11 protein-coding genes are annotated in these 13,732 nt (G+C 70.7%); 6 read left to right on the forward strand and 5 right to left on the reverse strand.

The genetic code is table 11. The features are described 5' to 3' along the window. Positions 1-196 precede the first annotated feature (196 nt). The 5 genes from DQ384_RS11100 (at position 197) to cysN (ending at position 4,932) form a co-directional block, all read left to right on the forward strand. Positions 197-1,684 carry a sugar transferase gene (locus DQ384_RS11100; RefSeq protein WP_114028649.1) on the forward strand — a complete coding sequence of 496 codons (1,488 nt, stop codon included), beginning with the start codon at positions 197-199 and terminating at the stop codon, positions 1,682-1,684. Between the two features lie 75 nt (positions 1,685-1,759). Beyond that, on the forward strand, positions 1,760-2,560 hold the full coding sequence (locus DQ384_RS11105) for a 3'(2'),5'-bisphosphate nucleotidase CysQ (protein ID WP_114028834.1): 801 nt from the start codon (positions 1,760-1,762) through the stop codon (positions 2,558-2,560). A gap of 16 nt (positions 2,561-2,576) precedes the next feature. Continuing rightward, positions 2,577-3,491 carry a sulfate adenylyltransferase subunit CysD gene (gene cysD, locus DQ384_RS11110; RefSeq protein ID WP_114028650.1) on the forward strand — a complete coding sequence of 305 codons (915 nt, stop codon included), beginning with the start codon at positions 2,577-2,579 and terminating at the stop codon, positions 3,489-3,491. Further along, the gene (locus DQ384_RS40375) at positions 3,491-3,670 is read left to right on the forward strand and encodes a hypothetical protein (protein WP_147268738.1); all 180 of its coding nucleotides are present in this window, start codon (positions 3,491-3,493) and stop codon (positions 3,668-3,670) included. The genes cysD and DQ384_RS40375 overlap by 1 nt, the downstream gene beginning before the upstream one ends. Then, positions 3,670-4,932 (forward strand): sulfate adenylyltransferase subunit CysN, encoded by a 1,263-nt coding sequence (gene cysN, locus DQ384_RS11115; RefSeq protein WP_114028651.1) that lies wholly within the window; start codon positions 3,670-3,672, stop codon positions 4,930-4,932. The genes DQ384_RS40375 and cysN overlap by 1 nt, the downstream gene beginning before the upstream one ends. Positions 4,933-5,349: 417 nt before the next feature. On the opposite strand, the gene DQ384_RS11120 is transcribed toward cysN, so the two are convergent. Together DQ384_RS11120 and DQ384_RS40380 are read right to left on the reverse strand one after the other, a co-directional pair. Then, the gene (locus DQ384_RS11120) at positions 5,350-6,150 is read right to left on the reverse strand and encodes an alpha/beta fold hydrolase (protein ID WP_114028652.1); all 801 of its coding nucleotides are present in this window, start codon (positions 6,148-6,150) and stop codon (positions 5,350-5,352) included. 169 nt (positions 6,151-6,319) lie between these two features. Further along, positions 6,320-6,964 carry a hypothetical protein gene (locus DQ384_RS40380; protein ID WP_147268739.1) on the reverse strand — a complete coding sequence of 215 codons (645 nt, stop codon included), beginning with the start codon at positions 6,962-6,964 and terminating at the stop codon, positions 6,320-6,322. 388 nt (positions 6,965-7,352) lie between these two features. On the opposite strand from DQ384_RS40380, the gene DQ384_RS44140 reads away from it, so the two are divergent. Then, on the forward strand, positions 7,353-7,484 hold the full coding sequence (locus tag DQ384_RS44140; protein WP_425451443.1) for a DUF397 domain-containing protein: 132 nt from the start codon (positions 7,353-7,355) through the stop codon (positions 7,482-7,484). On the opposite strand, the gene DQ384_RS11135 is transcribed toward DQ384_RS44140, so the two are convergent. From DQ384_RS11135 to DQ384_RS11145, 3 genes are read right to left on the reverse strand one after another with little or no spacing between them, the layout of a single operon-like run. Then, on the reverse strand, positions 7,445-12,217 hold the full coding sequence (locus DQ384_RS11135) for an nSTAND1 domain-containing NTPase (protein WP_114028653.1): 4,773 nt from the start codon (positions 12,215-12,217) through the stop codon (positions 7,445-7,447). The genes DQ384_RS44140 and DQ384_RS11135 overlap by 40 nt on opposite strands. 4 nt (positions 12,218-12,221) lie before the next feature. After that, positions 12,222-12,839 (reverse strand): hypothetical protein, encoded by a 618-nt coding sequence (locus DQ384_RS11140; protein ID WP_147268740.1) that lies wholly within the window; start codon positions 12,837-12,839, stop codon positions 12,222-12,224. Next, positions 12,806-13,597 carry a hypothetical protein gene (locus tag DQ384_RS11145; RefSeq protein ID WP_147268741.1) on the reverse strand — a complete coding sequence of 264 codons (792 nt, stop codon included), beginning with the start codon at positions 13,595-13,597 and terminating at the stop codon, positions 12,806-12,808. The genes DQ384_RS11140 and DQ384_RS11145 overlap by 34 nt, the downstream gene beginning before the upstream one ends. Between the last annotated feature and the right edge of the window lie 135 nt (positions 13,598-13,732).

Raw genomic sequence — 13,732 nt, forward strand, 5'->3', positions numbered from 1 at the left:
TGCTTGCAAGCGGAACGGCCCGGTCGGGCGACGGTCGCCGGCACCGAAACCGATCAAGGATGAGATCCCGGGCGAACCGAGACCGGCCAGGCCCCCACGCCGACGGTCAGCCGATTTCCAGGAACGAGTCAAGATTGTCCTAGGCTCCCGCTAGCATCCTCACGGAAAGTGTCCGGACGGTAGCGGGGAGGCACGAGTGGGCGTCGCCGAGAGGCCTGAGGTCTCGGTGCGGAGGTCGGCGCGCGGGCCCGCGGCGCCGTTCGAGGGCTTCGCGGGGCCGTACGGGCGGCCGTGGCCGCCTCGGTGGGTCCGGCGCTACCGCCTCCTCGCCGTGGCGATCGACCTCGCGTGCGGGCTACTCGCCGGGGCGGCCGCCGTCAACGTCCGGTTCGGCCAGGTAACCCCCTACGTCACGCCCTACCTTGTGCTCAGCCTCGTGCTGCCGGTCCTGTGGGTGTGCCTGCTCGGCCTGAACCGCGCGTACGAGTCGCGGCTGGTCGGGGTCGGGTCCGAGGAGTTCCGGCGCATCTCGCAGTGCGGCTTCCTCCTCACCGCAGGCGTCGCGATCTCCGCCTACGTCACCAAGACCGACCTGGCCCGCGGGTACGTCGTGCTGGCGCTCCCGCTCATGACATTCCTCACTCTGTGCTGCCGGTACGGGCTTCGCCGCAGGCTCCACGCGAGGCGGGCCCGGGGGCGGTGCATGCGGCGCGTGGTCGCCGTGGGCCATCGCGCCGCGCTCGCCGACCTGATCCGCCGCTTCCGCGCCGAGCCCTACCACGGCATGGACGTCGTGGGCGTGTGCCTGCCGCGCGAGGACGCGCCGGGCGAGGTCGAGGGCGTCCCGGTCCTCGGCGACTTCACGGACGTGCCCCTGGCGGTCTGCCAGGCCGGGGCCGACACCGTCGCCGTCCTGGCGTGTCCGGAGCTCGACGGCACCGCCCTGCGGCGTCTCGCCTGGCGGCTGGAGAAGACCCGCACCGACCTCGTCGTGGCCCCCGCGCTCATGGAGGTCGCCGGGCCGCGCACGACGATCCGGCCGGTGGCCGGGCTGCCGCTGCTGCACGTCGAGCATCCGGAGCTGGCCGGCACCCGCAGGCTCCTCAAGAACCTTTTCGACCGCACGGTCGCGGCCGTCGCCCTCGCCGTCCTCTGCCCGCTGCTGGCCGCGCTCGCGGTCGCCGTGCGGGCCACGAGCCCCGGCCCGGCCCTGTTCCGGCAGACGCGGGTGGGCAGGGACGGCGCCGAGTTCACGATCCTCAAGCTGCGCACGATGGGCACGGACGCCGAGCACCGCAAGATCGACCTCGTCAGCGACCATGAGGGCCTGCTGTTCAAGATCAGGAACGACCCCAGGGTCACCCCGCTCGGCGCCTGGTTACGCCGCCACTCGCTGGACGAGCTGCCGCAGCTCGTAAACGTGCTGGTGGGGCACATGTCGCTGGTCGGGCCCCGGCCGCCGCTGCCCGAGGAGGTCGCCGGGTACGGGGACGACGTGCGGCGGCGGCTGGTCGTCCGCCCCGGCATGACCGGTCTGTGGCAGGTGAACGGCAGGTCCGACCTCTCGTGGGAGGAATCGGTACGGTTGGACCTGCGTTATGTCGAGAACTGGTCTCTCACGTTGGATCTTCAGATCCTGTGGAAGACCTGGTCCGCCGTGGCGCGCGGCTCGGGTGCGTACTAGCCCGGGGCGGGCAAGCGGCCCGGGTGCGCACGCCCCGTGGCCTGGGAACTCGGGGCGGCATGCATCAGGAAGGGCATCGTGACGATACGCGACGACCACGCGCTCGCGAGAGATCTCGCCGCCGAGGCGGGGGAGCGGCTTCTGGCGCTGCGCGCCGGGCAGGGCTTCGGCGACCCGACGGCGCTGCGCCAGGCGGGTGACCGTGAGTCCCACGTCCACCTCATGGAATCGCTGTCGCGGCTGCGGCCGAGCGACTACGTCCTGTCCGAGGAGGGCACCCGCGAGGAGCGGCTGAGCCCGCGCCGCCGGGTCGCCGACCGCGTGTGGATCATCGACCCGCTCGACGGCACGCGGGAGTTCGGCGAGGCCGGGCGCGCCGACTGGGCCGTCCACGTCGCCCTGTGGCAGCGGGGGGCCGCCCAGAGCGCGGGAGCGCAGGGCGAGCTCGTGGCCGGGGCCGTCGCGCTGCCCGCCCAGGGCGTGACGCTCAGCACGGCCGAGCCGTCCGAGCTGCCCAGGTCCCGTCCGGGCAGAATCCGCATCGCCGTCAGCCGCACGCGGCCCCCCGAGTTCGTCAAGAAGCTGGCCTATCTCGTGGGTGCCGATCTCGTACCCATGGGCTCGGCCGGCGCGAAGATCGTCGCGGTGGTCACCGGCGAGGTCGAGGCGTACGTCCACTCGGGCGGCCAGTACGAATGGGATTCGGCCGCCCCGGTGGCGGTCGCCCGCGCCGCGGGAGCCCATACGAGCCGCATCGACGGGAGCCCCTTGGTCTACAACCAAGAGAACCCCTCGCTGCCGGATATTCTGGTCTCCCTACCGGATCTGGCGCCAACGTTGCTCGCCGGCATCCGCGACGCGCACCGTCAGGGCTAGCCCGGAGGAAGAGCAGATGCTTGCAAGGGACTACACGACGTCGCAGCTCGACGTCCTCGAGGCTGAGGCGATCCACATCATGCGTGAGGTCGCGGCCGAGTTCGAGCGCCCGTGTCTGCTCTTCTCCGGCGGCAAGGACTCCATCGTCATGCTGCGGATCGCCGAGAAGGCCTTCTGGCCCGCTCCCATCCCGTTCCCCCTCATGCACGTCGACACCGGGCACAACTTCCCCGAGGTGATCGAGTTCCGTGACCGGCGGGCCGCCGAGCTGGGCGCCCGCCTCGTCGTCGCGTCCGTCCAGGCGTCGATCGACGCGGGGCGGGTCGTCGAGGAGACCGGGCGGCGGGCCAGCCGCAACCGGCTGCAGACCACGACGCTGCTCGACGCGATCGAGGAGCACGAGTTCGACGCCGTCTTCGGCGGGGCGCGCCGCGATGAGGAGAAGGCCCGCGCCAAGGAGCGCGTGTTCTCCTTCCGTGACGACTTCGGGCAGTGGGATCCGAAGAACCAGCGGCCCGAGCTGTGGAACCTGTACAACGCGCGCATCCGCAAGGGCGAGCACATCCGCGTCTTCCCCCTGTCCAACTGGACAGAGCTCGACATCTGGGACTACATCCGGCGCGAGGACATCGAGATCCCGTCGATCTACTTCTCCCACACCCGTACGGTCTTCGAGCGCGACGGCATGCTGCTCGCCGACTCGGAGGTCGTGAACCGCGGCGAGGACGAGCCGACGTTCGAGGCCGTCGTGCGCTACCGGACGGTCGGCGACATGACCTGCACCGGCGCCGTCCAGTCCGCCGCCGGCACGGTCGAGCAGATCATCGCCGAGATCGCCGCCACCCGCATCACCGAGCGCGGTGCGACGCGGGCCGACGACCGCGCCTCCGAGGCCGCCATGGAGGACCGCAAGAAGGAGGGCTACTTCTGATGCCCCCTTCCCCCATCGCCGGTCTCAACGGCGGGTCCCTCCCCTCCCGCCGCGCCTTCGCGTTCTCCCGCGGGGCACGTGCCGCGCGCCCGGCCGCCGGTCCGCTGCGGACCCACGCCCTCGCCGCCTCCCGTCACGACCTTCCTCGCCTCGCCGCTACCGATGGAGATCAGCTCTGATGGACATCCTTCGTTTCGCCACGGCGGGTTCCGTCGACGACGGCAAGTCCACGCTCATCGGGCGTCTGCTCTTCGACTCCAAGGCGATCTTCGAGGACCAGCTGGAGGCCGTCGAGCGCACCAGCCGTGACCGGGGCACCGAGTACACCGACCTGTCGCTGCTGACCGACGGCCTGCGGGCCGAGCGCGAGCAGGGCATCACGATCGACGTGGCCTACCGCTACTTCGCCACGCCGAAGCGGAAGTTCATCATCGCCGACACCCCCGGCCACATCCAGTACACGCGGAACATGGTCACCGGCGCGTCCACGGCCGACCTGGCGATCGTGCTCATCGACGCGCGCAAGGGCGTGGTCGAGCAGTCCCGCCGCCACGCGTTCCTCACCACGCTGCTGCGGGTGCCCCACCTCGTGCTCGCCGTCAACAAGATGGACCTGGTCGACTACTCCCGCGACCGCTTCGAGGAGATCCGCGAGGAGTTCACGGCGTTCGCGGCGAAGCTCAACGTCGGCGACCTGACCTTCATCCCGATCTCGGCGCTGCACGGCGACAACGTGGTGTCCCGGTCCGAGAACATGCCGTGGTACCAGGGCACCTCCCTTCTCCACCACCTGGAGAACCTGCACATCGCCTCCGACCGCAACCTGGTCGACGTGCGGTTCCCCGTCCAGTACGTCATCCGTCCCCAGCGGGCCAACGACCATGACTTCCACGACTACCGCGGGTACGCCGGGCAGGTCGCGGGCGGCGTGCTGAAGCCCGGCGACGAGGTCATGCACCTGCCCTCTGGCCTGACCACCCGCGTGGCCGCCATCGACACCTTCGACGGGCCCCGGGACGAGGCGTTCGCGCCGATGTCGGTCACCCTCCGCCTGGAGGACGACATCGACATCTCGCGCGGCGACATGATCTGCCGTCCCAACAACCGGCCGCAGGTCGCCCAGGACATCCAGGCCATGGTCTGCTGGATGTCCGACGGGCTCAAGCTCGCCCCGCGCTCCAAGCTCGTCATCAAGCACACCACCCGCACGGCCCGCGCGCTGGTGCGCGACCTGCACTACCGCCTGGACGTCAACACCCTGCACCGTGACGAGTCCGCGACGTCCCTCGGCCTCAACGAGATCGGCCGTGTCTCCCTGCGCGTCACCCAGCCGTTGTTCGTCGACGACTACGCCAGAAACCGCCTGACCGGCGGTTTCATCCTGATAGACGAAACCACCAACGGCACCGTAGGCGCCGGCATGATCGTCGACGCCCGCTGACCGCAGCCTTCTCGTCCGGCTTGCCGACATTGCGGCGACCGGCCAGGATGCCCCTCACCGGCGTCCTGGCCCGACCGCCGGTCGTTCGTGACAGAGCCTTCTCAGGGCAGAAGGGTCATCGCCGCAGCGTGACGTGGACGCACGACTGGTCGCATTCAGAAAGAATCTGATCGCTATCAGTGACGGGCCCCGACCTCGCCGAACTTCGCGGCGAGGTCGTTCTCCGGGCTGCGGATCGAGCCGCGGGTGCGCCGCTTTCGGCGGACTGGCGCGCTCCCGCCGCGAGTAACAGGCGGCAGGCGTCGCTGATCAAGGGGTCCTCGATGGCCTCGCGCGACCAGTCCCAGACCATCAGGCTCCAACGCTCGGCCGCGCGCGGGGCGCGTGCGTCGAGGTCGTCCAATTGTGGTGAAGTGATCATTGGGTGAAGAACCGTTCCAGGACGGGGGCGAGGGCCTTCGGGTCGACCACGTGGGTCTGGCCTTCTAAGGTCAGGCGTTCCGCGTGGGGGAGGGCGGCGGCGATGGCGTCCGCGGCCTTGGCGAAGAAGTCGCCACCCCCTTTGAGGAACCACTCCGGGCTGGCTCCGCCGGTCGCCACCAGGACCGGTTGGGTGATCTTCGCCAGGCGCTCGACGGGCGGACTGCCGTCGCCCAGGCAGGCCGCGTCGTACGCCAGCGTGTGCGCGATGGCCTCGCAGCCGGGCCACATGGGGGAGTTCTTCGCCGCCTCGATCGACTCCTCGGGCGAGCCGACCGTGCGCATGAAGAGCTCGAACATCTCGCCGCGACGGTTCCCGGCGAGCAGCGCGTCGAGCTTCGCGACGTACTCCCGCTGACGCCGCGGCGTGTCCTCGCCCAGGTCGTACGGCACCTCGTACACCGCGAGCCGCCCGGCGGACACCCCCGCCGCCGCGGCCTCCAGGACCAGAGCACCTCCTGACGAGACGCCGTAGAGGTGCGCCGAGCCCCCGGCCTCGGCGATGAGCGCCTCGACGTCCTCGAACTCGCGCTCCAGCGCGTACGGAAGGGTGTCCGAACTGTCCCCCCGCCCGCGCCGGTCGTAGTTGTACACGGTGAAGTGCCGCGCCAGCTCCGGCACGAGCGGCGCGTTCTCGGATCGATCGACCGCGCCCCCACCCACCAGGATGACGGCCGGCCCGTCCCCGGCACGGTCGTACACGATCGACGTACCGTCCTTCGAGGTCACCTGAGGCATGTGATCACTCCGTGAGGTGTGTGAGCAGGGTGGAGACACGCGGAGACGGCAGGCTCGGAGCACCCGACGTCTCACCGGATAGCCGCGGCCCTCGCGCATCGTGCCCTCAGCATCGCAGCCTGGTACGACATTTTCCGGGCCCCCGATCCCGCCAGAGGAGCCCCGCACCTCAGAACCGTGGCGAAGACGTACCGTCGAGCACCCTCCCCTTGCGTGCCATGACCTCCGGGATCCTGCTGAACCTGCGGAGACACCGAGCCGCCTCAGTCGAGATGCATGCCAACACGTTCAGCAGATTCTGGAAGTCCTTCACGAGGTGCCGGTGGTGAACAGGTTCGCAGTGAGCCACTCGATTACGGAGCCGACATAGATGATCAAGATCGTTGTGAAGGGCAGCGGGTCTATGGTGCGGGTAGCCGGGAAATTCGTGTCTCAGTGCCGGCCACCACAGCTGCGTGTAGTAGTCGCTCCGGCGAGACAGCAGCGAAACCCAGAAACCGAATGGCAGTTCGGTCATGACGTCATCCGGTGTGAATGTCGCACGACGTCGACCGGCGGTTTCCGCCTTGTCGATGGCACCGCGCGCGTACGTGGCCAGGGTCAGGCGGGGGACGTTCCACCAATCACGTCGGCCATGGTGTGAGGCGAGTCGGCTGTCCATGGCGTTGCGCAGCACGACTTCCAAGTACTGCAACGCTCCGGCGAAGGCACAGCTGATCTCCAGATTCCACGCGTAAAGGCGGAGTGCGGCCTCCCGATCGCCGTTGGCCGCGAGGAGGTAGGGGGCCATCCGGGGGCGGGAGATCAGGTCCACGACCCGCTTGGCCTCGTCGTGATCTATCGGGCACCTCCCGATGTGGCTGGGGATCGGTTAAGCTGACTCATGTACGCCCCGGGTATCGCCACTGCTGTGCACGCGACCCGGGGCAAGCTGTTTTTCGACGCAGGGAACGTTTCTCCCTTTTACGGCCTCCCGCGGGCATGATTCGATCACGACGGCTCCATTCTCGTCATCTCCTCATCGGAGTGGGCCGCCTTCCTCGCCGAGGTGAAGAGTTCCGCCATATGACTGACAAGGTGAGTGCAGGGGTGGACGGTCTCGCCCGGGAATTGAGCGAGGTCAGGTGGCGCAAGTTTTCGTTCTCGGGGAGTGACGGGAGTAACTGTGTCGAGGTGGGCACTTGTCCGGTGGGCGCCGGGGTGTGCGGGACAGCAAGGAGCGTCACCGTCCCGCTCTCGTCGTCGGCTCGGACGAGTGGAGTGTCTTTCTGGAGAACGTGAAGGCGTTCGCGGATCAGGGGCGGGCGCCGCGGAATCCGAGGCTGCCGCTGTAGGTGCGGGTGGGATCTGTGATCGTGTAGGTGAGGGTGAAGGTCGTCACGCGATCGTCGGTGACGGTGGCGGCCCGCAGCATCCAGGCGCGGTGCCCGGCGGAGCCGCGGAAGGTCCCGTCCCGGAGGCGGGCGAGGGTGACGGGCGGTCCGTCCGCGAAGCCGGTCAGGCGTACCGCGCAGGCCGGTCGGGCGCACGCCGCTTCGAGGTCGATCGAACGTTCCCCCAGATAGCGGCCCGCCGTGTTGGTGATGTCCTGCTGCAGGGGGAACGTCTGCCTCGGTGCCTCCCGGCGGAAGGCGGCCTTGGTCGCGCCGTCGTCGAGCACCAGGGTGTAGCGGCCCGCGAACCCGGCGGCCGTCGCCGGGACGGCCGGCGGGGCGGACGGCCCGGACGAGACGACCGGGAGCGGCGTGTGGAAGTCCTTCGCGGAGGGGAACACGGGCGCGACGGCGGGCCGATGGTCGCAGACCTCCCGGAAGCCCTCACCCGGCGCGTATCGCCGCCACTCCTCGCGCGTCATGGCCCGGCCCGCCGTCGCGCACACCGCGCCGAGGAGATCGGGGGGTTCCCCGACACGCCACAGGTCGAGCGTCCCGGTGTCCTCCACGGAGGCCAGCGTCCCCCTTCCCGGCAGGAACGCCAGGCTCCGCGTGGACTCGAACGGCCCGGTGAGCGGTACGCCGAGCTGCCTGCGCGTGGCGGTGTCCCACAGCCGGACCGTCCCGTCCAGGGCGCCGGAGGCGAGCGTGCGGTCGTCCTCGCTGAAAGCGACGGTGACGACGTCGCCGGTGTGGCCGGTCAGCGGTTCGCCGACAGGACTCCGGGTCGTGGTGTCCCACAGCCGCACGGTGTCGTCCGAACCGGCCGTGGCGACGAGGCGGCCGTCGTGGCTGAACGCCATATCGTTGACCAGGCCGGTGTGCCCGGCCATCGGCCCGCCCAGCGGACGCCCGTCGGCGAGGTCCCAAAGCCGTATCGACTGCCCGTCCTGGACCGCGGCCAGCAGGCGCAGGTCGGGGCTGAGTTCCAGACGGCCGAGCGACCGCATGTCCTCACCCGGCGCGACCTTCGGAGTGAGCGTCCGCAGTGCGCGCCCGCTCCTCACGTCCCACCATCGCACCGTGAATCCCGCCTCGCCGGACGCCACGACCAGAGACCGCCCGTCGGCCGAGTAGGCGAGCGCGTTCACCGGTCCGGCGTCGGCGAGGATGCCGCGTGTCTCGCCGGTGGCCACATCCCAGATCTCGACCCTGTCGTCGGCCGCGGCCGCCAGCGCGCCGCCGTCGGGGCTGAAGGCCAGGGCGCCGGTCCAGTCGCCCTGCCCCCTGAGCGCGGTGTTCCTCCCGGTGGTCAGATCCCACACCCGGACCTGCCGGTCCCCGTTGCCGGACGCTCCGGTCGCCAGGAACCTCCCTGTCCGGTCGGCCGCGACCGGACCGTTCCGGTCACCGAGAAAGGCCGGCACCGGATCGCGCACGTCCCACAGCCGGACGTTCTCTCCGGCGGCGCTGACCATGGTCGTCTCGTCCGGGGTGAACGAGACCGCGGTGACGGCGCCGCCGTGACCGTCCAGAGGGCCGCCGAGAAGCGGGCGGCCGCTGGTGGTCCACAGGTTCAGCGACCCGTCGTCGCAGCCGACGGCGATCGTGCCGGCGCCGTTGAACGCGGTGAGTCGCGGGGAACCGCCCGAAGCGCAGCCCGGCCGCTCGCCCAGCGTCCGGCGGCCGGCCACGTCCCACAGCTCCAGGCGCGCGGCACCTGTGGAGGTGAGCAGGAACGCCCCGTCGGGGCTGAAGGCCAGCGGCCCGGTCGCGCCGGTGAATGCCGGGCCGATCTGGCGGGCGATGGCGGTGTCCCACAGCCGGACGTTCCGTTCGAGGTCGGCCGTGGCCATGATCCGGCCGTCGGGGCTGAAGGCGACGCTGCTCGTCGCGGTCTCCAGCGGCTCGCCGAGGGGCCTGCGCGAGCCGAGGTCCCACAGGCGCGTCCCAGTGAAGAAGGTCGCGCCGCCCGGGCCGAGGACGATCGGGCCGGTGTCGCCGACCGCGATCGGGGCGGTGCGCCGCCTGCCCTCGATGTCCCAGAGCTGAACGGTGCGGTCCTCGCCCGCGCTGACCAGAGTCCGGCCGTCCGTGCCGAAGGCCACCGATGTCACGGTGCCGGCGTGACCGGCGAGCGGCCGGCCGATCGGGCGGCGTGTGGACATGTCCCAGAGCCTGATCAGGCTGTCGCTGCCACCGGTGGCCATCATCCGGCCGTCGCGGCTGAGGGCGACGGCCCTGACCTCGCCGAGGTGGGCCGTCAACGTGCCGCGGTGGCGGCCCGCCAGGACGGCGCGCAGGCTGTACCGGGCCTCGTCGGTGGGCGCGACACGCCAGGCTGCGGCCGCCAGGAGCGCGGCGGCGACCGGATCCGCCTCCTTCGCGCTGCTCGCGGCCAGCTTCCGGGACAGCTCGCCCGCATGCTCGGCCTCCGACCTGCTGTTCACCCGCACCAGCCAGACGCCGGCGACCACTGCGATGGTCGCCAGCGCCGCGATCGACACGAGTACGGCGCGCCACACGCGCCGCCTTTTGTCCTCCGCGGCGACGGAGGCGTCCAGGAACTCCCTGTGCCGCCTCTCCAGGGCGGGGTACCGGCCCGGATCCGTGAGCCACCGTTGCTCGGCCGACCTGATCGTCTGCAGTTGCCGTCCCTGGTAGAGGAATGACGGGTCGGGGCCGGGCCTGCCGCTCGCCCACTGCGCGGCTACATCGGCGAGACGCCCGTACAGCTTCCAATCCTCGATGTCCTCTTTGAGCCAGTCCTTCAGGCGGGGCCAGGCCTTCAGCAGCACTTGGTGAGCGGGCTCCGCCCCGCCGTTTCCGATCACGACCAGCCGCTTGTCGGCGAACTTCTCGAGGATGGGCCGCGACTCCACGGGCAGGTCCTTCAAGGCGACCCTGCGGCACGCCGGACGCCCGTCCCGGCCCACGAACATCAGCCGGCGCAGCGCGTCCTGGGCGACGGGCCGTTCCTCGGGGGTCAGCTTCGCGTAGACCTCCTCGGCGCTCTGCTCGACGGCTCTGCGCACGCCACCCGACAACTCGTAGGCGCGGTCGGTGAGACGGTCGCCCTCACGGTTCTCCCAGGTGAGCAGCATCGCCTGGGCCACGAGGGGAAGGGTTCCGGTCTCGAAGTCCGCCAGCTCCGGTGAACGCAGGTCCAGAAGGATCCTCTGCACGAGCTTTTCCTCGATGCGCAGGCCCGCGGCCTCCGCCTGGTCGACGATGGCCCGCCGCAGATCCGGCTCCTCCATCGGGCCCAGCACGAACTGGTTGTCCTGCTGCGCCTGCCGGAGCACGGGGTGGCGCGCGCAGTTGTCGATCTGATCACCGCGTACCGCGATCACCACCAGGGCCGGGACTCCGGCGTCCGACAGGGGGACGGCGGCGGCGTGCAGGGCGCCGACGAACGCGCGCGTCTTCTCCTCGCCGGGCCCGTTCGAGCCGAACAGCTGCTCGAACTGGTCGACGACCAGGACGAGCCGCCTGTCGTCGCCCGCGACGCGGTCCGCCCGGCTGCGCCGGCCTTCGGCGAGCACCGCCTCCCGGACGAGGAACCCGGCACTCTCCGGCTCGGCGGTCAGCTGCTCGCGTAACGCCCGCTGGTTGCGCTTCTCCGCCAGTGCCGCCAAATGCAGGGCGAGCCCGGGCAAGGGCGAGCCGTATTCCATGGGGGTCATCACGATCCGGGGCCAGTACGCCGCCTCCGCGGGCAGCGGTCCGGTCGCCTGCCCTGGCCGCCTCCCCGCCGTCGCCAGCGCGGGCAACAGCCCGGCCCGCAGCAGCGAGGATTTCCCGACTCCGGACGCGCCGGTCACCATCACGATGTGCGGACCGCCACGTTCGATGGTCCTGGCCACGATCCTGAGGAGCTCCTCTGTGGCCCCGGCTCGGCCGTGGAACAGCGCGGCGTCGCCCTGCTGGAACGCCGAGATCCCTCGGTACGGACGGTCCCCGCTCCACTGGGGGAACGGCGAACTCGGTCGTTCGCCCAGCGGCGGCCGTCCCCGGGCCGTGATCTCCCTCTGGAAGAGGTCCGTCTGGAGCGTCTGCCGGTGCATCAGGTCGGCCATCTGCTGGTGCTGCGCGCTGTGCAGGTCGGCACTGCTCCGCAGGGATTCCAGGGCGGTGGGGACGTCGCGGAGCAGGAACCGGAACTCCGCGAACTCCTCGCCGAGTGAGGCCAGGCCCGTCATGACCTGCCGCCGCGCTTCTTCCTGATCGCCCAGCGCCTCGCGGAGGAGGTCGCCGAGGTCTCCCATCTCGCGCAGGACCGGGGCGATGTCGGCCCGCAACGCCGCGGCCCGGTCGCCGTCCCCGGCCAGCACCTCCTCGATCCGCCGTTGGATCGCCTCCTCGGTCTCCTCGCCGGAGGCGCCGGGGCGGAGGCGCTGGACGGCCGATTTGAGTACATCGGTGAGGACGTTGCCGCCGACGCCGGCGAGCACGTCGAACAACTCTCCGTCGCCCAGCAGGTTGCCGAACGCCCCGGCCGCCAGGACCGCGATGAGCGTGCCCGGTGTCGCGCGGCGTACCCGGGTCCCGGACGCACGTGCCCAGCGGCGGACCCTGTCGCGCGCCCCGGCCCGCATGAGCCGTTTCCGCTCGTCCGGGCCGCCGCTCTCCCGGTCGCCGGCCGTGTGCCCGGACGCCTGCCCGTCCGGCTCGCACCCGGCTTCCTCGCTCACCTGATCAGCTCAGCGGCTCGTCCGGGCGCGCCGCCGTATGCGGGCCGGGGGTGAAGCCGGGCGGAACGGTCGCCGGCAACCGCGCGTAGCCCTGCTCCACCCACGGGCACTCGACGGCGGAGCTGAACTGGTTCTCGTCCAGGCACAACACCGTCCCTGTCGTCACGGTGACCGTGCAGGTCGCCGTCCGGGTCGCCTCGGACCACGATCCGTTGCGGCAGAGGCTGAGCCTGACGGATTCGTTCTCCCCGACCAGGACGGGATGCAGCTTGCGGACCTTGGCGGTGAGGTGGACGACCATGCCGCGCGGAACGACGAACCTGCAGGACACGGTGGTCTGCGGCGGGGCCTTGCCGCGTTCCCGGACATCGGGGCAGAAGGTCTGGCCCGGGATGTCGGAGCCAATTCCGGAGCTCCACGCGGTCGGCATGAGCACCACCAGGGGCACGTCCCGGGAGGCCGTGGCCGTAGATGTGGACGCAGACGTGGAGGGCGGCAGGGTGGGATCGTCGCGGGCCTCGTTCGCCCCGCAGGCGGCGACGGCGAGCACGCACCCCGCGGCGGCGACGCGTCTCGCCAGGCGGCCGATCACGGGGTTCCCGCCCTGCGGTAGGGGAGGCATTCGCGCGCCAGTTTCTCCTCCACCGGGTCGCCGGAGGACACGCAGACGGTGGTGGCGGCCGGCGCGCCGAAGACGACGCACGTGATCGCGTCCGCGTGCCCCATGCCGCTGTTACAGCCCTCATAGGTCACGTAGTGGAAATCCCAGGCGCGGCCGGCCTGTGGATAGGGGTCGGCGGCGGCCTTCTCGAATTGGGCGCGCAGATAATAGATCTTGCCGGGTTTGATCGCGATCTCGCACCTCTTTCCCAGGGCACCGCCGTTCGCGCAGGGCTCGTCGAAGTTTCCGGACAGTTCGATCTTCCATTTTGTCCTGAAAACGACGGAGAGCTTGCCCGGCGCCTCGGCGACCGGTGTGCCGGGTCTGGTTCCGCACGCGTTCCGTGCCACGTCGGCGGGGCCGGTGGTCGTCACGCAGATCGTCGTGTCGCGATCCGGGCGAACCGTGCAGGTGGCCGCTCCCGGCCCCTCGCCGCACCCCCAGTAGGCGAGTCGCACGCCCTCCGGCAGCGCGGTCTGAGGCGTCGCGCCGATGGACCTCGTCGTGTCGCCTTTGTCGACGCGCAGAATGGTGCGGCACACCCGCGTGCCGCATGATCCCGACGGCTCGCCGGGCAATGTAAGGGCCACCACCTGCGTGTCGGCCACGAGATTCAGCCGGACGGATTCAGAGGGCCTCAGCAGGAAATACGCCGCTCCGGCCGCCAAGATCAACATAGCGAGCGCGGCGCCCGTCACCCTGATGGCAAGACGCTTCATCCCATGCCGCCCCAGAAAGCGATGATGCTGCGAGTAGCAGTCTAGATTTCGGCCATACGACTCGACAGGCCGTGGACGGGATCGTCACTTCCGGTTATCCGATCGATATGTTAATCCAGTCCTGTGGCGTCACTC

Origin of the sequence: Sphaerisporangium album, from assembly GCF_003323745.1 — a bacterium.
Lineage (GTDB): Bacteria > Actinomycetota > Actinomycetes > Streptosporangiales > Streptosporangiaceae > Sphaerisporangium > Sphaerisporangium album.